19 protein-coding genes are annotated in these 21373 nt (G+C 43.1%); 14 read left to right on the top strand and 5 right to left on the bottom strand.

Annotated features, from left to right (window positions below; genetic code table 11):
* Positions 1-127: 127 nt before the first annotated feature.
* Positions 128-1477 (bottom strand): sensor histidine kinase KdpD, encoded by a 1350-nt coding sequence (locus AB4351_RS10785; protein ID WP_017064877.1) that lies wholly within the window; start codon positions 1475-1477, stop codon positions 128-130.
* Positions 1470-2159 carry a response regulator transcription factor gene (locus tag AB4351_RS10780; protein ID WP_017060591.1) on the bottom strand — a complete coding sequence of 230 codons (690 nt, stop codon included), beginning with the start codon at positions 2157-2159 and terminating at the stop codon, positions 1470-1472. The genes AB4351_RS10785 and AB4351_RS10780 overlap by 8 nt, the downstream gene beginning before the upstream one ends.
* A gap of 59 nt (positions 2160-2218) precedes the next feature.
* Between AB4351_RS10780 and AB4351_RS10775 the strand changes: the two genes are divergently transcribed.
* From AB4351_RS10775 to AB4351_RS10735, 9 genes are all read left to right on the top strand, one after another.
* Positions 2219-3730 carry a putative bifunctional diguanylate cyclase/phosphodiesterase gene (locus AB4351_RS10775; protein ID WP_372125953.1) on the top strand — a complete coding sequence of 504 codons (1512 nt, stop codon included), beginning with the start codon at positions 2219-2221 and terminating at the stop codon, positions 3728-3730.
* Positions 3731-3980: 250 nt separating this feature from the next.
* On the top strand, positions 3981-4460 hold the full coding sequence (locus AB4351_RS10770) for a type II secretion system protein (RefSeq protein ID WP_017060589.1): 480 nt from the start codon (positions 3981-3983) through the stop codon (positions 4458-4460).
* 835 nt (positions 4461-5295) lie between these two features.
* Positions 5296-7041, top strand: a complete 1746-nt coding sequence (locus tag AB4351_RS10765; protein WP_372125951.1) for an EAL domain-containing protein — start codon at positions 5296-5298, stop codon at positions 7039-7041.
* 223 nt (positions 7042-7264) lie between these two features.
* The gene (locus AB4351_RS10760; RefSeq protein ID WP_102331995.1) at positions 7265-7636 is read left to right on the top strand and encodes a GntR family transcriptional regulator; all 372 of its coding nucleotides are present in this window, start codon (positions 7265-7267) and stop codon (positions 7634-7636) included.
* Positions 7633-8487: an ABC transporter ATP-binding protein gene (locus tag AB4351_RS10755; RefSeq protein ID WP_048661560.1), complete on the top strand. Its 855-nt coding sequence runs from the start codon at positions 7633-7635 to the stop codon at positions 8485-8487. The genes AB4351_RS10760 and AB4351_RS10755 overlap by 4 nt, the downstream gene beginning before the upstream one ends.
* Positions 8487-9344, top strand: a complete 858-nt coding sequence (locus tag AB4351_RS10750) for a hypothetical protein (protein WP_048661559.1) — start codon at positions 8487-8489, stop codon at positions 9342-9344. The genes AB4351_RS10755 and AB4351_RS10750 overlap by 1 nt, the downstream gene beginning before the upstream one ends.
* A gap of 951 nt (positions 9345-10295) precedes the next feature.
* Entirely contained in the window at positions 10296-10583 is a 288-nt protein-coding gene (locus tag AB4351_RS10745; protein ID WP_017060584.1) for a putative quinol monooxygenase, read from the top strand.
* Positions 10583-11137, top strand: coding sequence for a nucleotidyltransferase family protein (locus AB4351_RS10740; protein ID WP_108207690.1), 555 nt, complete (start codon positions 10583-10585; stop codon positions 11135-11137). The genes AB4351_RS10745 and AB4351_RS10740 overlap by 1 nt, the downstream gene beginning before the upstream one ends.
* A gap of 155 nt (positions 11138-11292) precedes the next feature.
* The gene (locus tag AB4351_RS10735; RefSeq protein WP_372125948.1) at positions 11293-11730 is read left to right on the top strand and encodes a bifunctional diaminohydroxyphosphoribosylaminopyrimidine deaminase/5-amino-6-(5-phosphoribosylamino)uracil reductase RibD; all 438 of its coding nucleotides are present in this window, start codon (positions 11293-11295) and stop codon (positions 11728-11730) included.
* 17 nt (positions 11731-11747) lie between these two features.
* On the opposite strand, the gene AB4351_RS10730 is transcribed toward AB4351_RS10735, so the two are convergent.
* The gene (locus AB4351_RS10730; RefSeq protein ID WP_372125946.1) at positions 11748-12200 is read right to left on the bottom strand and encodes an NUDIX pyrophosphatase; all 453 of its coding nucleotides are present in this window, start codon (positions 12198-12200) and stop codon (positions 11748-11750) included.
* A gap of 291 nt (positions 12201-12491) precedes the next feature.
* Between AB4351_RS10730 and AB4351_RS10725 the strand changes: the two genes are divergently transcribed.
* From AB4351_RS10725 to AB4351_RS10705, 5 genes are all read left to right on the top strand, one after another.
* Positions 12492-14204 carry an RluA family pseudouridine synthase gene (locus AB4351_RS10725; protein WP_372125944.1) on the top strand — a complete coding sequence of 571 codons (1713 nt, stop codon included), beginning with the start codon at positions 12492-12494 and terminating at the stop codon, positions 14202-14204.
* 155 nt (positions 14205-14359) lie between these two features.
* Positions 14360-14740 (top strand): hypothetical protein, encoded by a 381-nt coding sequence (locus tag AB4351_RS10720; protein ID WP_017060579.1) that lies wholly within the window; start codon positions 14360-14362, stop codon positions 14738-14740.
* A gap of 221 nt (positions 14741-14961) precedes the next feature.
* On the top strand, positions 14962-15819 hold the full coding sequence (locus AB4351_RS10715) for an ABC transporter substrate-binding protein (RefSeq protein WP_017066686.1): 858 nt from the start codon (positions 14962-14964) through the stop codon (positions 15817-15819).
* Positions 15809-17302, top strand: coding sequence for a methyl-accepting chemotaxis protein (locus AB4351_RS10710; protein ID WP_372125942.1), 1494 nt, complete (start codon positions 15809-15811; stop codon positions 17300-17302). Before AB4351_RS10715 ends, AB4351_RS10710 begins: the two co-directional genes overlap by 11 nt.
* 210 nt (positions 17303-17512) lie before the next feature.
* Positions 17513-18673, top strand: coding sequence for a multidrug effflux MFS transporter (locus tag AB4351_RS10705; RefSeq protein WP_136973847.1), 1161 nt, complete (start codon positions 17513-17515; stop codon positions 18671-18673).
* 201 nt (positions 18674-18874) lie between these two features.
* Here AB4351_RS10705 and AB4351_RS10700 read toward each other — a convergent pair whose 3' ends face one another.
* Complete coding sequence (locus AB4351_RS10700) at positions 18875-20233, bottom strand: Na+/H+ antiporter NhaC family protein (protein WP_059019067.1); 1359 nt, start codon at positions 20231-20233, stop codon at positions 18875-18877.
* Positions 20234-20422: 189 nt separating this feature from the next.
* Positions 20423-21187 (bottom strand): hydratase, encoded by a 765-nt coding sequence (locus AB4351_RS10695; protein WP_372125940.1) that lies wholly within the window; start codon positions 21185-21187, stop codon positions 20423-20425.
* Positions 21188-21373 lie beyond the last annotated feature (186 nt).

The following is a 21373-nucleotide window of genomic DNA, read 5'->3' as shown; positions in this document are numbered from 1 at the left end:
CTAAGCTCTAAGCTCTAAGCAGTAGTACTAAGAAGTCACTAGCTTGTAAATCGGAATATGAAAAAGCCACGGTATTAGTCCGTGGCTTTGTTATTTGACGAGCCTGAAGAGTTCTTAAAGCTACAGCTTATGCGATCTTAGGAATCACGATACTGAACTTGGCACCACCATGGTTGCTGTCGTCGATTTTGATATCCCAAGAAAGTTTTTTAGCCGCCGATAGAGCAATCGCGAGGCCCAACCCCAATCCACCGTTGGTCGACGTTCTGCTTGAGTCTAGTCGAGAGAACGGAAGGAATACCTCATCACGCCTATTCTCTGGTATTCCAGAACCATTGTCTTCAATCACCACCAGCCAGTTTTCTGAGTTCTCATCCAGCGTCATCCACACTTTGTCTTGTGTGTAATTACCCGCATTCTTGAGAACGTTATCGAACACCAAGCGTGCCATTGAGCAATCACACTTAATCTTGCACTCTAGCTGTACCTTAGATTCAAAGGTGGCATTGTCTAGTTTCGAGTAACGAATTCGGTCTAGGCAATACTCACGAAGATCGGAGGTCACTTTAACGAGCTCAAAGAAAGAGTTATCCATGACATTCAACTTCGACAGCATGATGATTTCTGACGTGAGCTCGTTGATATCCTCAATGTAGGTATCAATGTCATCGAAAAGAACCTGATGATTATCGGGGGCTCCCCTTCTTAGGATATCGGTCGCCAGTTGAATACGACTTAGCGGAGTTCGTACTTCGTGTGGGATAGCTTGAGCGAAAATATGACTTTGTTTTACTTTGCTTTCGATCTCTTCAGCCATGAAGTTAAAACTGCTGGCCAAATCAGAAACAGGATGGATGTCGTCCATGTCAGATCGAGTACTAAGCTTGCCCTTACCAAACTGTTTCTGCTTCTCGACGAGCAACTCTATTCTTTCTTGAAAACGCCTCACAGGTAAGTAAACACTTGCTCCAATCGCCACAATCACAGCCAACAACAGCCCTAACAAAAAGTGTCGTTCTGAGTCTTCGTACCATTCAATGTCAGGAGAGAAAAAGTCCCCTACCTCACTGAACCCAAAACTGAATTTAGAGTTTGGTAGCTGAAACACGGTCGAATAAAGGTTGTCATCACTTAGATATATCGGCACACCGTTTAAGGTTGTGTATAACTCACATTGTTGGCAAGGCGCCTCGCCCGACCAATTCTCCAACAGGCGTAAATTGAAGATATAAAATTGTTGGTAGCCTGTTCTATCGAGCTCTTTATAGAGTGAGTTTTCTTGATTGTGTTGACGAACATACTGCTCCGCAAAGTAGATGCCATCATTGAGGAAGGTTTCGATCTCGGTGCGTCGCATGTACCCCTCACCAAGGTTCAAGAACAAAAATATCGTTGCCGACATCCCAGTCACAATCCCAAGGTATAAGCGAGCAAACATCGAAACCGAGCGAAGCTTCGTAGCAATGAACTTACGCAACCAGCATGTACCCCTTGTTGCGAACCGTACGAATCAACTGTTTGTCTTTTGCGTGAATGCGCAGCTTTCGGCGTAACCCAGACACGCGCATATCAATCGAGCGGTCGTTGAACGCGTAATCTATCCCTCTAAATAACTGACAGCACTGGTCTCGAGTCACGACCTGACAGATGTTATTAACGAGAAGGTTTAAGATTTCAAATTCAGCAGAAGTAAGCTTGAGGTTTTGGCCGTAGAGCGTGGCACTTTGAGCAGAGCTGTTGATTACAATATCGCACTGTTTTTCAGCCGTAGTTTCTTGCGCAGTTTTTACGGGAGTCGCTCGACGCAATAACGCTTCAATTCGCGCTAACAAGGCATGGCCACGAATCGGTTTGGCAACGTAATCGTCCGCACCAAATTTAAACAAGCTGACCTCGCTCATTTCATCGGCGGAAGCCGTTAGCACTAAAATCATTCCATTGTAAAACTCACGGGCTTGACGGCAAATTTGCGCGCCGCTCATCCCTGGAAGCATCAAGTCCAACAGCACTAAATCAGGTTCAATACTACGGATCGCTTCAAGTGCCAAGTTCCCTTCATGAACAACGCTAACATTGTAACCTTCAGCTTCGAGGTAAAGCGTCGTTAGACGAGCTATCTCTTGGTCATCTTCAACAATGAGCACTTTGGTTTTCGACATTCCTATCACCAGTATTTATTAAAAGCGAAGGCAGTATATATACTGGTCATAGATCATCAATGTTGGAATCAGAGCCCTACATTTACCGTACGCAAAACATAGTAATCACTTTTGTACATACACGTTTACAGAATAGAGAACCAACAACCGGTGCGCCTTGGTTTATCAAGGTTTCCTCCTTCAGAGCACACCATTTTGATGTGCAAGGAAAGTGGCTCTTTGATAAAAGCGAACTGCTGCTAAACCTAACCTGTACAACAAAGCAAAAAGAGAAGCTGATAAAAGCCAGATACAACGCAGAACACGACTGTTTAACGGAGCTTTATAATCGCCGTGGGATCAGCAACCTTCTAGAAACCAGCATTGCCTATCGCTCACCGTTTGAATTGATGTTTGTCGACCTTGATGGCTTCAAATTAGTTAATGACACTTATGGGCACACTGTCGGAGACCAACTACTCAAACAGGTTGGTGAACGCCTTAAACAGTTGGTTGATGAGAAATGCATGATAGGGCGATTTGGTGGCGACGGATTCATTGTGATTGCCCACACCTGCCGAAATCAAAATATCCCACTACTTTGCTCTCGCATCATTGATGCCTTAAACCGAAGTTTCCATATCAGAGGCATCGGCAGTTTATCTGTCGGTTGCAGCATAGGTACCGCGCATTTCCCTGATAACGCGGTTGACCAAGAAACATTGCTAAAGCAAGCGGGTATGGCGATGCATCTTGCAAAAGCGAATGGTCGAAACCGCTTCCAAACGTTTACCCCAGACTTAGCACAAACCCTGCATCGCAAAGTAGAGATCCGCCATCGACTGGCACGCGCCATAGAAAACGACGATCTCAACCTTCACTATCAACCGATCATGAACACCAACAGCGACAAGGTGAAAGGGTTTGAAGCCTTGCTTCGATGGTCAGACAAAGAGCTAGGTAACATAGGCCCTGATGAGTTTATTAGCTTAGCGGAGGAGACGGGGCAGATTGTACCGCTCGGGAAATGGGTTCTGAACTCTGCACTCAAACAGCTATCGATATGGCAACGTGAGTTTGATAGTGAGTTGATGATGAGTATCAATATTTCGAGTATTCAGATGCACGCGACCTTTGCCGAGCAGCTATTAGCAATGTTGAACTTCTACAATATCCAACCTCAAAGCATCGCCCTTGAGATCACCGAATCTTCCATGATCTTCAAGCATGGTGAAGTCAGGCAAGCGTTAAGCGATATTTCTAAATTGGGCGTAGAGCTTCACCTTGATGACTTTGGCACAGGCTACTCGTCACTGTCGATGTTGCATGACTTACCGATTAGCACCGTGAAACTCGATAAAAGCTTCGTCCACGGTTCACACAAAGGGAGCAAAGCGATTGTCCAAGCCACCCATGCTATCTGTGAAAAATTGGGGCTAAAAGTGGTTGCTGAAGGTGTCGAAACCGAAACGCAAAAAGCGTTCTTAATCGATTGTGGATACCAGTATCTTCAGGGATTTTTATTTAGTAAACCAATTCCCTCAAATGAAGTCGAAAGTCAGTTTTTGAATGGTCGACAATCCTACAATTAAAGACTTATTTATCAATAAATTAAGTCGTTTGAATGCTTCCTAAACAATCGGCTGCTGTGGGTGTGTACGCTTACGTATGCTTACATAGCGTTTAACAGTAAGAGGAAATAATTAAGCTATTGTTTATAAAAAAAATTACTTAGAAAATCACACAATAAAACACCAAACCATTATACCCACTAACTGTAATGACTTTGGTATTTAGATTACCCTCATTCCGTCCCTTTAGCAGAGCAAATAATCGGTAACCATGAACAGACAAAACGGCTTCACTCTTTTAGAACTCATCATCTCTGTATTAATTTTAGCGATCGTTTCGGCGACAGCTATGGTCAAGTTCTTAGACGTTCAAGGAAGTGCTCGGGCGAGTAAAATACATGATGTGGCTGGTAACCTTCGCACGGGTATCGATATGATCTACGCGAAGTCAGCGATTGCTGGCGTTGAGGATGAGTGCAACTATGTTGAAAAGACGGAGATTGAGACCTACTACGTTTGTCATGGTTACCCAATCGCCTATGTTGACTCACTAAGAAGACTGCTCAATATCGACGCAACAGAGCTTCATGTCATCAACAAAGAAGTAGACTCTGGCAGCAATGCAGAAAGAGTAGCCGCCATCTCTTTCGACACCGAAAACTACACCTATTCGCCAGAAGGAGACTTTTGTCAGGTGCTTTATCAGCCAGAAAAAGAACCACAGATCGTGGTGCTTGATGGTGCATGTTAAATACTCAACGATTGCACGCTTCCATAGTTAACACAAAGCCACCGCAACAGATCTTTGAATATCATGTGGTTACGCTAACATTTGCTCAAAAATAACACTAATTGATCTAACTTGTTGCTGCTTATACTTTTAGGCAGTGCTCATGGTATAACACCAACCTCATTCATATCTTATTTTCATCACTAGCCGATTAATATTTACATAGACACATATTTGATACATATGTCAATAATAATTCCATTAAAATTCTTTAATCAACACATCATGATAAAAATCATCCTTTCCCTATTTTAAATATCCCACCTTAAAGTTTAATTATTTAAATTTCGTAACAGAATAAATTAAAGTCAATCATTCAACAAATATAATTAATTCTATCATTGATTACTTTAATTAAATCACCAAAACAATACGCCACATAAATTATATTAATATCACATAAAATGACATAATTTAATTTTATCATGAAAAATTCTGATAAATCTCACACATCGATAAACCGAATGAATACCATCAGAAGCTACATTAGAAACCTCTAAATCCAGTCGCTAAACCTACCGCGTAGAAGCTGTGAAATGGATAAATACCAAAACAAATGGATAAATCCCCCTTACCCCTTGTAAATCATTGGCTTTCATTTATAAATTCAACTTTTGGGTGAACATCTCCATAACCTTTCATTAAAGCCCAAATTCTGCGATTAGTATCAACATCTTGAGATAAAATGGTGACATTTTGGTTATATTATTTAGATCGAACTCTTGTGTTGAATGAAAATCCCAGCCATCACATATCCATCACACAAATATAATAACTATCGCTTAGGAGTTGAGCTATGCACTGTTCTTTCAATATAAATAACAATAATGAGAGCTTGCAACTGATCTACAATGAAGAAAAAATATACATAAAAAGAGACAGTAATAAGATATCAGAGGAAACTCTTAATAGTAAAGAGAGTTTTGTTTTCAAATATCTTATTGAACACTCGTCAATATCAAACCCTCAATCTGCACGAGATGTTGAAGAATCTTTTAAATTACACTTTGACGAAGAGTTTAGCTTATACGCGTTAAAAAACATTATTGCTTCTATAAGAAAGAAATATCGAAGCTTATGCAAAAAAGCGAAGGTAGATAATAATAGCGAACTTATCTCTAACCTTTATAAGGTAGGTTACTTTATCGATCTCGATAAAAGCTCAACCAACCGTATCGCACCAAAGTATGACATCAACCAGTTCAAGCCCAGCCAGTTCGAGATGTTGAAACTGATGTTCAACACCTATCATCGAGAACTGATCAAGGCTCTGATAGCCGTGTTCACCATCTCTTCCTTTTTCCTATTCGTTGTCTACTTTTTCCAAATCCTTTATACGACGAAGATTGCGAATGAATACAGTGAGAACACCAAACACATTGCAGCAGAAGTCATGGACTACGGTTGCGATAGCCACGGGGCTGTGCACTCGCTAAGGCACTCGCTCAACCTTGACTCTGTCGTCATGACCACACCTTATGGCTCCTGCTATATCTCGAAAACACGTTCTAAGATGATAGAGCTCAATCAAGTAGACGACTTCTACGATAGTGCTGACTTTGCCTATTCCCGCTTCATAGATACCGAGCACGACATTGAGATGGTTGCTCGAATATCTAAGCGCTCTATCGAAGCTCGATACAACAACTCGCTATTGCCTCTATTAGTCGATTCTATCTCCATCCAGAAGAATGGTTACTACATCTTAAACCTTGGCGAAGAGAGTAAATCTATCTATCAAACCTCCCTACCAACGGGTGCAACCATCACCTTCTACAGTGACGACATTGTTGCACTATGGATTGCGCTTTCTCTGATACTCGCCACCCTGCTTTATCGCTCCTATATTCTGGGTTTTGTGATCTACCTGTTTCGTTGGAAACACATCTCCTTTGAAGAAGAGCCGATCATCAACACCGAAGACAACTGCGTTCTCTACTACGAGTTGTTATCTCGTGTGCGTAACGTTGACGTTTTAAGCTTCATCAACACCATGAGACGCACCAATTTACTCACCTTTCATACTATTTTACTCATCGAGACAGTCAGAAAAGCGAAGTTAAACAACAGCCATGAGATCTATGGTGTCAACGTGTGTCCGAGTGCTTTGGTAGGGTCGAACTTCGCAAGGCTCAGAGAGCATTTAGCCGCGATGGAAGCGAATGAGTTTGTCGTAGAGATTACTGAATATTCGAACATTGGCTATGGGTGTGAGGTTATCGATAACATTAAGGATATCAAAAAGCTTGGTATCACTATCGCTCTGGATGACTTTGGTACGGGCAATAACAACATCGAAATCATCAATGTTATCTCTCCGGCCTATCTAAAACTGGATCGTTGCTTTGTTAAGGATATCGAGTCAGGAGAGCATCATCAGGGTGTATTGCTCAATATCTCGGAGATTGGACGCCTATCAAATATCACAATGATTTATGAAGGTGTCGAGACGCGTAGGCAGCAATATATCTTGTGTCAGTTAGGCTACAACTTACATCAAGGTTACCTGTATAGCCGGCCTAATGACTCAAAGGAGCAATAGGCCCAGCCTAATAGAAATCTTGATCAGCAACCATTCCCTATTCAAATAATCATCGCTTATACAGCTGCTTGAGAGCCCACAAGGATGTAGGCTTCAAGTGCCCTCCCCACCAAACGTGCTTTATCTAAACATAAAAATACCCGATGCACTTTCATAAAATCCTTGCCAACTCGAATAAATAGGTTAGTGTTATACACATGTATATCACCATGCAGTTTTAATTATGACCGAATGGAAAGACGACCAGCCGATCTTTAGGCAGCTTGCCGCCAAGATCAGTGACCAAATTCTTCAAGGTGTTTGGCTAGAGCTACAAGCATTGCCCTCTGTACGTGCGGTTGCCGCCGATCTCAAGATCAATCACCTTACTGTCATGAAAAGCTACCAGTTACTGGTGGATGAAGGCTTGGTAGAGAAAAAACGCGGCCAAGGCATGTATGTGGCCGAAGGGGCACTTCAAAAATTGAAAGAGTCTGCACACCAATCATTCATCAACACACAGATCCCAGCCATCGCTGAAACGCTAGGCATCATTGATATGAGTGTCGAAGAACTCGTGAAACAGCTAGCACAACATATAAAGGACAAGTCATGAGTACTTTACTTTCCGTTAAAAATGTAACCAAAACCTATTCAAATCAAGTGGGTGTCGAGAACATCAGCTTTGAGTTAAAACCCGGGCAAGTGCTTGGTCTGCTAGGCCACAATGGCGCAGGTAAATCGACTCTGATCAAATCACTGCTTGGCGGACACAGCTATCAAGGTGAGATTGAGGTTAACGGTTACCACCCTATCCACCAGCATGCAGAACTCATGCTGCACTTGTCGTACATCTCAGACGTTAACGTATTACCCGAGTGGATGACCGTTAAACAACTGCTTCGTTACACCCAAGGTGTCCACCCAAGCTTCAACAAGCAAAAAGCAGAACAGACATTAAGCAGCACCAACATCAAGCTATCTTCCACTATCAAACAGCTTTCTAAAGGAATGAAGGTACAACTTCACCTTGCGATCATCATCGCAACCGATACTCAAGTATTGATCTTAGATGAGCCAACGTTGGGTCTCGATTTGCTGTACCGCGATACTTTTTATCGCCACCTACTAGAGTGGTTCCACGACGGCGAACGCGCCATGATCATTGCAAGCCATGAGGTTTCAGAGATTGAACACTTATTAACGGATGTGCTGATTTTAAAGCAAGGCCATTGTGTGCTGCAAAAGAGCATGGAAGACATCGAGAACGACTATTTCATTATCGAACTTGCAAACAACCATTCAAGCGAGATCCAGAAGCTCAATCCGCTAACCTCACAACCAGGGCTAGGAACCACTAAGTGGTTATTGGAAGGTCAATACAAAGCGCAGGTTGAGCCGATGGGCACTATCTACAATGTTGGCCTCGCAGATCTATTCCTTGCAACACAAACGGAGAAGGCATAATGCATCCAAGTTTTTATATGCTAGAAAAAGAACTCATCGAGCACAAAATTAATACTCGATTACCTCTATTTGTCGCGTTATGTGGTTTCTTGCTGTTCGTTAGTCTGTTTTTTAATGGCGCTGCGCAGCATGAGTTTTTCTTCGAAATGCAAGTGAACGGTGACGTGAGCGACATCCATAGAGAGTTCGCGCAAGATCTCAACTCGGTGATCTACTTTGGCGCGGGCCTGATTTCACTGATCCTGTCGACACTTTACATCCCTAAAACGCTGCGTAAAGAGCGCCAAGAAGGCAGTTCGATGTTTTGGAGAAGTATGCCAGTATCTAATGCAATGACTCACGGCGTGAAGTTAGGTTTCGGTTTAGTGGTTATTCCGGCTATCTGTGCGTTGCTCGTGCTGTTCGCCGATTTCCTATTCTGGATATTGAACGTCTCAAGCGAACAACAATTGGCGCTACTGGTTGAACAGCAATCTCTATTTTATGTGCTGAGTAACTGGGTGGTGTTCTTTGGGCGAATGCTGTTAGTTGCACTGGTTTTATTACCACTGGCAACCGTTACCCTAGCGATTTCGCAGTTGGTAAACTCTCCATTACTTGTCATTTTCATCTCAAGCTATGCGATTAAGTTCCTCTCTGTCGCCGTGTTTGGGTTCTATGGCATCAATGACTTCCTATCTCTCATCGCATCACTGCCAATGAATGTGCTCATAGCAAGTAACCCATTAAGCGCGATTGCAGAAGCGCCTATTTTATCTTTAGGTATTTACGCACTGATCGGTGTTGGTGGCTATCTACTGAGCCTAAAGCTAAATAGAACGGACGATGTGAGCTTAAAGACGCTGTTCCAACGTTAGAGTCTATCCTAAGCACGAGCCTTTATCGGGCAGTCACATCAGATATCAAAATCTAAATCAAAGCTTCTGAGAAATCGGGAGCTTTTTTATTATCAAGACGTTAACGAGTACAGGGATGCGATAACAAGGAACAAGGAACAAGGAACAAGGAACAAGCTTTAGTTTGGGGTAACAGGTTTAACAAACGAAGATAAACTTAGAGGAGGTATTAATGAGCTGACATTGAATTGCATTGTTGTTAATGCCTGCCAGCTCTTTGGGGATGATTTCTTTAGTCGCCGACCAGATGAAGGTCCTTGAGAGTGCTAATGAAATCGGTTTGTTGCGTTTTACATTTGATTAAGCTTTTCAGCTTTATAAAGCTTTACGATTTAAAGCTTATTTCTTTGATGCTTCTTTTGACGTGTCTTTCCAGTATTGGATACGAACGCGATGAAGCTGTGCTCTTCTCATTTTTTTCATAAGGGATATTTCCTTTTCTTTAACTGCTCTTCATGAGCTATTTTTATTGCCAACCAATCGAATCTAACGGTGTTTGATGCCCAGATCAATGATACAAATCACAAAATATATAGAGTTTTGAGTACCATTTACATCAAAGTACGACCTAGATATCAACTATGGCTCAAATCAATCCTATGAGCCGCTGTTCAAAATTAAGGTTAGTTCTCTCAGATGACAAATTCATTTCAGTATCAATACAGTTCAATGATACTAATTTAATAGACCGGACCAACGCTGATTTAGTTCCAGTGTCTTATCATTTGTTGATTACATCACCTTTAAAGTTACGGTGTAACTAAAAAATACATTCAATGTGAACTAATAATCGCCACATTAGCCTATACGTTACAACATCAAAATGGGATTATGTTTGTAACGGATAGAGCTTTTGATAGAAAAAAGCCGTAATGGACCAAATTAAATAGACGTAATTAAATGGACGTAATTATGAGTAAAGTAATTCTGCAAGGGCATATTCTAGTGCCAGACAACGACCTAGAAGCAGTGACACATGCCTTGGTTGTGCACAAAGAACTGACACTAGAAGAACCTGGTTGTATTGTGTTTCGAGTCAGTCAAAGCACGCTTCAACCTAATCGCTTTGAAGTGTATGAAGAATTCACTAGCCGAGAAGCATTCGAAATGCACCAACAGCGAGTAAAAGCCTCTGAATGGGGTGAAATCTCCCAGAACGTGACACGTCATTACCAAGTCACTGATGTTCCGACATCATAATGATACATCCGCTAGCCAAACGCATCGTCACGTTGATCAAACAAGATCCCTTACGAATGAAGGTTTTAGACTGTGTCGCTCAGTTGGATTTGCCGCAGTGTTATGTCGCTGCGGGCTTTGTGAGAAACCTCGTTTGGGATCACCAGCATGGTTATGCCTCCCCGACTCCATTCAATGATATTGATGTGATCTACTTTGATCCCATTGATACCTCTTACGAATCGGATCTTAGATACGAGGCTCAGCTTAAACAACGGTTACCCGAACTGAATTGGCAAGTTCGCAATCAAGCCTACATGCACACTAGAAATGGGGATGAACCTTACCAAGGCTCATTGGATGCGATGAGTTATTGGCCAGAGAAAGAAACCGCCGTCGCCGTGAAACAAAGCCTCCATGGAAACATCGAGTGTATTTCTGCCTTTGGCTTAGAGAGTTTGTTTGATTTGCAAATCACACCCAATCCAAAGCGTAGCCGAGATATCTTTGATCAAAGAGTGCAATCCAAAGGTTGGCTAACCCAGTGGCCCAAGTTAACGATGAGTCACAGTTAACTAGCAGTCGAATTCAAACGCTAAAACCATTGACTAAAAGTCCAATCAGATCGAACATGCCCCACTTATTAGCTTATTAAGTTAGTAATTAACCAACTCATCAACCACGCGTGGCGACTAGCTGCTACGCTCTCTCGTCATACTGAGTAACGACCATGAACCAACAATACATGCTGCAAGCACTCGAAGCTTCGCGCCAAGCCCTACCCGATTGCCAACCAAACCCGCCAGTAGGCTGCGTTTTGGTGAAGAACGATAAGGTGGTGTCTGTTGGGTACACGCAAAAAGTCGGCGGAAACCACGCCGAGGTTGAAGCACTGAATAGTTATAACGACAAAACGGACGGAACAATGGAGGGGGTTACCGCTTACGTAACTTTAGAGCCATGCTCTTTTGTTGGCAGAACTCCCGCTTGCGCCAATACATTGGTTAAAGCAGGTGTAAAACACGTAGTCGTGGCGATGCTAGACCCAGACCCTCGCAATAATGGTCGTGGTGTTGCGATCCTTGAATCGCACGGTGTGAAGGTAGATGTGGGGTTATGCCAAGTGCAAGTGAGCACCTTTTTAGCCCCTTACCTTGGTAAGTCCTAGATCTTAAACAGCCAGTATTAGTTCAATTTCACTCGATAAAGCGGATTGACTGGCTTATCGACAAAATACGACCAAATATGATCGTAGACGGCATGTTGGTTGGGGAACTGCGCTAACGCTTTTGCTTCTTCTAAATTACACCAGCGGTACTCGGTGTGTTCGTCATTCAGTTCAATCGCTTGGTTGGGTGGGCATAGCACCGCAAACACAGGGATTAGCTGAATCACATTCACGTGCGCCTCATAAAACTGCTCCAGAAACTGCGCGTTATACAAAGCTTCCACTTTAATTTGGGTCTCTTCTTCAAACTCGCGCACGATAGCCTGCCAGCCTGTTTCTCCCGCTTCAATCGAGCCTGCGACATGACACCAAAACTCACCTTTAACACGCTTCATTAATAGCATTTTCATTTGTCCGTCGATCTCTGAAATAGCGACACCGGAAACAATCGAAGTATTGAGTGGAATCATAACGTTACCTTAGTTTTCATAAGAGGGCAGCAAGGCTACCACCCTTGGTTTGTTAAATTGTCTTCTATGATTAAAAACGAGAAGTTACTCATCAATTAATGGTGTTCAAGCTATAACTCATAGGTTCAGTATTAACCGTCTCGCTTAGCTATCCAGTAATAGAACCATTTCTTATTTGAGGCGCTTTTCGATAAAGAGTAGAATCGCCGCCTTGTACTGTGTTTAACGTCTCTAAACATACACAGTAGACTCACAACCATTTATCACCACGATATAAGTATTAATACGACTATGCACTCATCAAAACCAACGCACGACTCAGAAAACAGCCACACACCTGAGCATTGCTTCACTCGTTTTCAACAGCCGATCGAGTCATATTCGTTGCCTGAGCGTTTCACATTCCCGTTCTACTACGAACCGCACCCACTGTGTGAAATCGCTTCTCATCAGCTTCAACAATATCTAGAAACTCAAACCGACTGGCAGCATGACTTCGGACTGGATTCTGACGCTGGTCGCGGCAAAATGTTTGGTGTGTTATTGGTGAAAAGTCCAGAAGGTGAATTGGGTTACTTCTCTGCTTTTTCAGGGAAAATCGCCGACCAAAACCTACTGCCTCACTTTGTACCGCCCGTGTTCGACATGCTGAGCAGCGACAGCTTTTTCCATCAAGACACAGCCGACATGATGGCAGTAAATGCTGAGTTTAAAGCGCTGCAAGCAAATACTGAATACCTTGAATTGTGCGAGCAACTGGCACAGCAAAAAGCGCAAGCTGAGCAAGAGATTGAAGCTCAACGACTATTGATTATTGAAGGCCGAAAAACGCGTAAAGAAAAACGTGAACAAGGTAAAGTAAACCTTGATGAGCAAGCTTTCGAACAGCTAAATAACGAGCTAAACAAAGCCAGTGTTGCCGACAAGAACCAGCAGAAGTACCTAAAGCTCAACTGGGAACACACTCTGCAAGTGTTGCAGGCTAAAGTGGATGTTTTCACCACTCAACTGGCTGAGCTAAAAGAGCAAAGAGCACACATTTCTCATCAGCTTCAACACAAGTTGTTTTCACAATACGCTTTCCAAAATGCGGAAGGAAGCGTTGAAGACCTTAACCAAATCTTTGAAAACACGCCAAACAAGATACCACCAGCTGGCTCTGGCGAATGCGCTGCGCCTAAATTGCTGCAATACGCGTACTTACATGGTTACACGCCACTGGCATTGGCTGAATTTTGGTGGGGCCGCTCTCCAAAGTCGGAAATCCGCAAGCACAAGAAATACTACGCTTCTTGTCAGAGTAAATGTGTGCCGATTTTAGGCCATATGATGAAAGGCCTAGAAGTCGATCCAAACCCATTGCTAGAGAACCCAGCAGAAGGCAAAGAGCTGGATATTCTGTTCCAAGATGAGCACATCGTGGTAGTACACAAGCCAGCAGGTTTTCTATCCGTGCCGGGTAAAACCATCAAAGATTCCGCCTACACACGTGTTCAAGAAATGCATCCCGATGTTGAAGGCCCATTTGTGATTCATCGCTTAGACATGGCGACCTCTGGCATTCTAATCTTCGCTCTCACACGACGTGCGAACAAGAGCTTACAGAAGCAGTTCATTACTCGTGAAGTCGAAAAGCGTTACGTGGCAATGATTGAAGGCGTTCTAACAGAAAATGAAGGCTATGTTCGACTGCCATTGCGTGGTGATTTGTATGACCGCCCTCGTCAAATTGTCTGCTTCGAACACGGCAAGCCAGCAGAAACCAAATGGGAAGTGATTGAGCGAAACGGGCAAACCACTAAGGTTTACCTGCATCCTAAAACAGGGCGTACACACCAGTTGCGTGTTCACTGTTCACACCAAGAAGGCCTTAACATGCCTATCGTCGGTGACGGCTTGTATGGCAATAAAGCCGACCGATTGCACTTACACGCAGAAAGACTTGCGCTGCACCACCCAGTCACCAAAGAGTGGATGGAATTCCAGTTCGACGCCGAATTCTAAAATCTCTCATTAGTACCGAGCTTTGATAAGGAGTCACAACCGCTTGTGGCTCCTACCTCTTTTGGGTATATATCCACGCTTATTGCACTACATCAAGATTCACTTTGTTGTGAAGAGTAGCATGCCCACCTTCTTCTCTCCTTGAGGCCTTTGATATGTCATCAGCTGCTTTGAATTTACAACCTAACAAACTGACTTCCCCATTAATTGCAACTCAAGCACCAAGCTTGAAGCCAATTACATCCAAAAAGCCAGACTTAAACTCGGCAATGCTTAACTTAATTGAAGAAGTTAAAAACGAACTCCCACTTTACGAGTCAGAGACGTTTATCTGTGGTCCAAAAGGAAATTGCTCGGGTTGCTCTAAGAAACTACTTGAGATGGTCGACAGCGAGTTAATGTATTGGGAGCACAGTATTTCCATTGGCCAAGGCCCTAACTTCGAAGAACTGCGCCGCTTTGGTAAACTATGCAGCAGCGTTCGACGTGGTTTAGAGCGTAACGGTTTAGTCGAAAAACGCCCAAAGAAAAGATAACAAGCCAAGTCGATAATCATTACAATGTGTCGCTGGCGATTACAAGCTACCCTGATTGGGCTGGAAACCTATATTTACATGCTTATATTTCAGATCCGACCTTGCATTAAATTACCCATACAAAACGAGAGAAAAGTCACAATGTGGCGTTAATTTCGTATCAAAATAGCACACGGTAACCGATATTACCGCCACTTAATCACACGCCTATAGAACCAAGAATGTTTCGCTCCATTTTTACTTTTTTGATACTTATTTTTAGTACTTGCCAAATAACTTACGCTGAACCTTTAAGATTGCCAGGTAAACCGAATGACAAAAAACTGCACCTTACTTTGGTTCAAGAAATTGTTAATCGCTCGAGCCGATTCGATGAAATCGAGTTTGTCTATCAAGCAACAGGGGAACCTGCTCAATCAAGAGTTATGGCGGATTTAGAGTCGGGAGAGATTGACCTTTATTGGTCAGCGACCAGTCTCGACATGGAAAAACGCTTTGCTCCAATATTGTTCCCTATATATCGAGGAATGCTTGGTATGCGAATCGGATTAATTCATGAAAAAGATAAACAATTACTCGCAAACGTAAGATCTAAAGCGGATTTCACGCGCTTTAAAGTTTGTTCAGGGAAAACATGGCCAGACACATTCATTCTTGATGCCAATGGTATAAAAACCGCTAAATCGCTTAAATATCCAAATATTTTTGAGATGATGCTTGCTGGTAATCGGTGCCACTTGTTTGCTCGTGGTGTCATGGAACCATTTGCAGAAATGCAATCATACCCAGAACTACCTTTAGCTGTTGATAGTCATGTCATGCTCCGCTATCGCATGCCATATATGCTCTTTGTCCAAAAAGAAAACACAGAACTTCAGCAACACATCACAGAAGTGGTTGAAGAAATTTTCGCTGATGGCACCTATGAGAAACTCTTTTTCGAAGACTCCGAAGTAAGAATGGCGCTCTCACGGGCCAACCTTTCAGAGCGAACTATTATCGATCTTGAAAATCCATATCTGACCGAAGACACCCGCTCTATCCCAGAAAAATATTTCTTTGATCCGCTTGCCAACTGAGTACATTTTTATGAACCAAATAACAAAAAAAATGGTTTTACTGATCGCTGCAGTGATGCTTATTGTTGCTGCTATCGCTTTGCCAATCCAATTTATGATTAACCAATCAAACGTTACTGATAAATCTTCACAAGAAATCCAGCGTATAACCTCTGAATTAAGTGTGATATTGCAAGAACCTGTTTATGCATACGATAAGACACTGATACTTAATATCATTGAAGCGTATTCAAATAATGACGTAATCGCAAACATTCAAGTGCTCGATCAAAATAACAACATATTAGGTAGTGTTAATCCACGTGACATTGATGAATCCTCATCGATGGCTATTTCATGGGATTCATTGCCTATCGGTAAAGTTAATGTTGGTTTTAACCATGATGTGACGAATGCTAATTTAATGAACTCTATGCAACTTGCGATTAGTATTTTGCTTTGCATATTTATTGCTAGCCTGATTCTGATTTCCATAGTCCTCGATAGAAAAGTCGTCAGGCCCATCAAAAACATGGCTGATTCAATGAATGAAATTGCTTCTGGTGGAGGAGACCTCACTTCACGTGTTGCGGAAGTAGGCAATGATGAAGTCACATCACTTGCGAAAGCATTCAACCAATTCGTTGCTACTATTCAATCTATCATTCTCGAAACATCGAACACGACCAAAATGTTGGATAAGAGTGGCCACGGTATATCGCAACTACGTGATGAAATGAACCAACAAAGCCAACGACAATCTTTGTTAACTCAAGAAAGTTTGCACAGCATTGAGCAATTTGATTTAGCAACCAAAGAAATTGCTGTTCATACGGAAAATACGCTGTATCAATCAAATGATGCACTCGAGCTTTGTCAGCAAAGTGGTCACACAATCGATATCAATGAACGTAATATTGATGACTTGGTCGTAAGTCTGGAAAGTGCAGCGGAATGTGCGAATTCACTAAAAGTAAGCAGTGATGATATAGGTCGAGTGATTGTAGTCATCAAAGCGATTGCGGAACAAACTAATTTATTGGCATTGAATGCAGCTATTGAAGCGGCACGGGCCGGTGAGTCTGGCCGTGGTTTTGCGGTTGTTGCGGATGAAGTGCGCTCATTAGCGTCTAAAACCCATGATTCAACCAATGAAATTGAATCTATTATTGAACGCCTACAAAAAGAAGCAAACGAGTCATTTGTTGCAACACAGAGCTCGAAAGCTTTAGTGGAGCAAACAAAAACCAGCGCAGATGAAATACAGCAAGCACTATCGAGCATTATCTCTTCCGTAACGTCCATCAATGGCATGGTAGATTCTGTTGCATCCGCCTGCGAAGAGCAGTCAAACGTTAGTTCAAAAGTCGCAAATGACATGCAGTCTCTTGATAGTAGTGCAAAAGAACTAGTTAACGTGAATGACGATTTGGCAAACGTATCCAATGATATCTTGACGCAAACTACTGTCCTCTCCACTCAGATTGCTAAATTTAAGTTCTAAGTATACCCTCAAGCCAGCATAGGTACTTGCTGGCTTGAACCTTTCAACTCGATGTTAAACATTTAGAGGTCACAAATCCTTGCTGATTTTAGAGCTTTGAGATAACTAATCATACAAAACCTAAAGATACTATCACACCAATTAAAAACCTATTTTGGACAACGGAGAGCCACCTTGAAGAGACCACAACCAGTACTGGGAAAGACCGGTATGCTATTTTTTCTCGTCATAATAAGTGCTTTCCCTCCATTGACCATCGACCTTTACCTACCTGCGCTTCCGCAGATGGTCGACGTGTTTAATACTGACCGATCAATGGTCAACCTAACCCTGAGCAGCTACTTCGTTACTTACGCTATTGGTCTTTTATTTTGGGGGCCGCTCAGCGAGAAATTCGGTCGTAAGCCGATCCTATTAATTGGATTAGCGGGTTATATGGTCGCGAGCATATTGTGCGCGATGACCAATAGCATCGAACAGTTAATTGGTGCTCGTGTATTCCAAGCCTTTGCTGGTAGTGCTATCACCGTTATCGCTACCGCCATTGTCAAAGATCTTTATGATGGCCGAGAACGTGAAAAGATCATGGCGACTATCATGTCACTGGTGATCATCGCGCCAATGGTTGCGCCTGTATTTGGTGCCTTTCTACTGAAAATTGCGTCTTGGCGAATGATGTTCGTCACCCTCGCCATTTTTGGTGCATTTGCGTCAGTTTTAGCTTGCTGCTATCGAGAAACACTCGAAAGCAAATACCAAGGTTCTATGTTCCGCTCATGGGGAAGAATGGGCGTGGTCATGAAAAACAGCTCGTTCCTCAAGCTACTGGTCATTTTCTCTATCATACCGATGGCGTTGATGGGCTTTCTTGCGGCGGGTTCTTATATCTACATCGATCACTTTGGATTGACCGAACAACAGTTTAGCTACGCGTTCGCATTCAATGCATTATGCGCCTCATTTGGTCCAACAATTTACATGAAGTTGTCCTACCGAATGCCGGTTCAAAAGGTCATCTCAGGATGTTTTGCTTTATTGGCGCTTGCGGGCATCTTCACCCTAACCATTGGCGACCTGTCCCCTTGGTTCTTTATGTTCATCGCTGCTCCAGCAACATTAATGGCGATCATCATGCGAGTACCGGGCACCAACTTAATGTTGAATCAACAAGATCATGACACGGGCTCTGCCGTCGCACTGATTCAGTTCTTCAGCATGATTTGTGGTTCGCTTGGTATGGTATTAGTTTCAATACGCCCAGAGTCACTGATTGAAAACCTAGGCTTTATTCAATTATCCATCGGTACGCTAGGCGGCCTGATGTGGTTAATGGTTAGAAACAAAGAGTTCGTGACGACGAAGCTGAATTAAAGCTCTCAAGCCTAATTGTCATTCACACTACAATAAACTTGAAAACCACTATAACGAAATTAGAAACCGTCTACTTAGGCGGTTTTCTTGTATTTGAAGACGTACATTGAATTTTCAAACCATGAGTTTCATGCACAAAAAAGCTCCTATTAAGGAGCCTTCTTATTAGAGCCAGTGATCACTCAGTTTGGACAATGACTACTATGCTTGAGCCACTTTACGCGCTGGGTGTTTAATAAACACAGCGACCACAGCCACGATAGCAAGCGCGAAACAGTAGTAAGAGTTAGACACGATCTCTAGCGGCGATAGGTTAAACACAGAGCCCAATAGCAACACCTGAGCACCGTAAGGCAGTACGCCTTGAATCACACACGAGAAGATATCCAATAAGCTTGCAGAGCGGCGTGGAGACACATCGTTCTCTTCAGCTAATTGGCGAGCAACACTACCAGACACAATGATTGCGACCGTGTTGTTTGCCGTACATAGGTTCACCATTGATACTAAGCCTGCAATGCCTAGCTCACTCGCACGGCCATTCGCTTGCTTAGAGTGAGAAGAACCAAATGCACGAATCAAACCGCTCACTAAATTAGTCAGAAACGCTAATCCACCTTGGCGACGCATCAGCTCGCTCAAACCACCAATCAGCATCGACAGTAAGAAGATCTCTTGCATGTTGCCAAAGCCTGCGTAGATGTCTTGAGCGTAATCCGTCATACCGTAGTTCTCAATAGAACCTAGGCTCACTCCACCCGCTAGCAAGATACCAATCGTCAACACAACGAACACATTCATGCCCGATACCGCAAGGATTAGGATAGTGATGTACGGAAGGACTTTCAGCCATTCAATTGGGCCTGTTTCAGGAACTTGAGTTGCTGTGCTGTTGAAAGCAAAGATAACAATCGCGATAAGTGCAGCAGGAAGTGCTATACGGATGTTCTCTTTAAACTTGTCTCTCATCTCACAGCCTTGCGAGCGAGTCGCGGCAATCGTGGTATCTGAGATGATAGAAAGGTTGTCACCAAACATAGCGCCACTTAGCACTACGCCAGCGGTTAGAGGAATACTCATACCAGCTGAGTCAGCAATGCCTAGTGCAACAGGAGCAACCGCAGCGATAGTACCCATAGAGGTGCCCATTGCTGTCGCAATGAACGCCGAAATAAGGAAGATGCCCGGTAGGATCATGCTCGTTGGGATAGCCGATAGACCAAGGTTTACCGTCGCGTCCACGCCACCAGAAGCTTTAGCCACAGCAGCAAAAGCACCCGCCAATAGGTAGATCATACACATTGCGATAATGTCTTTGTGACCCACGCCACCTAAGAACTGCTCAATCGCACGGTTCAATTTATCTTTGCTCAATAGCAACGCTAACATCACAGCAGGCAGAGCCGCAATCGGAGCTGGAAGTTGATAGAAAGCAAAATCGACGCCTTGTAGCGACAGGTATGTACCCACGCCAATAAACAGCGCAAGGAAAACGATCAGAGGGATAAGCGCCACTGCAGAAGGGGCAATTACCGCGTTAGAATTTTTTGAATTGGACATGGAACGACAACACAATAGAACAGGAAGGTGAGCAGACTAATGTCACACTTAGAACTTGTCAACGTCTAGACGTCTAAACGCCTAATTTAATGCAAAGTAATATGAACCCTATTGAGCATCACGTAATAAAAAAGGCTATTTACTCATCAGTAAACAGCCTTTCGATAACAGATAGTGCGCCGCTAGAAGTTAGCGTTTCTGCTTGAACGTTACTTGGTATTCACCAATGCCTTCGTAGTGGAAGGTCGTTGGTTTATCGAATTCCATTTCCACGATACCGCAGTAAGAGCCCGTGATAATGGCTTCACCCGCTTGGAAATCAACACCACGACGCGTCATGTAGTTAATCAACCAGTAAATTGGGCTTGGTGGCAGTGTATTCGGGTGCTTACCGTCGAATGCTTGAACTTGCTCGCCTTGAGTCACTTCAATGCTGATCTCTGCAGAAGTGAACGCTTTTTCGCGATCAATCTCAGGGCCAATGAACAGACCTTGGTTCACTAGGCCATCAGCAAGCTTTTCGTAGAACTCAGCACCGCTGTCATCAGCAAAACGAGACTGCATCAACTCAAGTGCCATGTGGCAAGAACCGATCGCGTCGTTGATTTGCTCTTCGCTGTAGCCTTCTTGGCTTGCAGGCAAGCTCTTAGCAAGAGTAAATGCAATTTCAGGCTCAACACGTACTACGTCGTTGTCAGCAAACAGTTCGCAAACCTCGCCTTGTTGAACACTACCCGAAAAGATAGGCGCAACAATGAACTTGTCTTCAGCCAAAGGAAGCAAACACTTCCAACCACCGACCTTGTCGCTCTTAAGATCGATCATTGATGATTGGATCTTTAGCGCATCTTCCAAGTTATTGGGACGGTACTGTTCGTCCAATCTTGGTGCTTTAGTTCCCGCAACGCGGCGACTTAGCAATTCTTCAGCTGCTTGCTTAAATACATTTGTCATATAATACCACCTTTAGTTTTATGACCAGTATAATATCGGATTTCTTGAAGCTTGAATAGACAATTAAACAACGGTGCAACACCGAAAATTTAGTCCTCAATTTTCGCATATTCTAGACGCAAACAACTGAAACTATTTTGATTTAAATGTAAATAAAGCCAGTAAGTGAAGTGACCCCGTAAAGTT

The sequence above is a fragment of the Vibrio sp. 10N.261.51.F11 genome (genome assembly GCF_041471665.1).
Taxonomy (GTDB): domain Bacteria; phylum Pseudomonadota; class Gammaproteobacteria; order Enterobacterales; family Vibrionaceae; genus Vibrio; species Vibrio crassostreae_C.
This window is presented reverse-complemented; position numbering and strand designations above follow the sequence as displayed.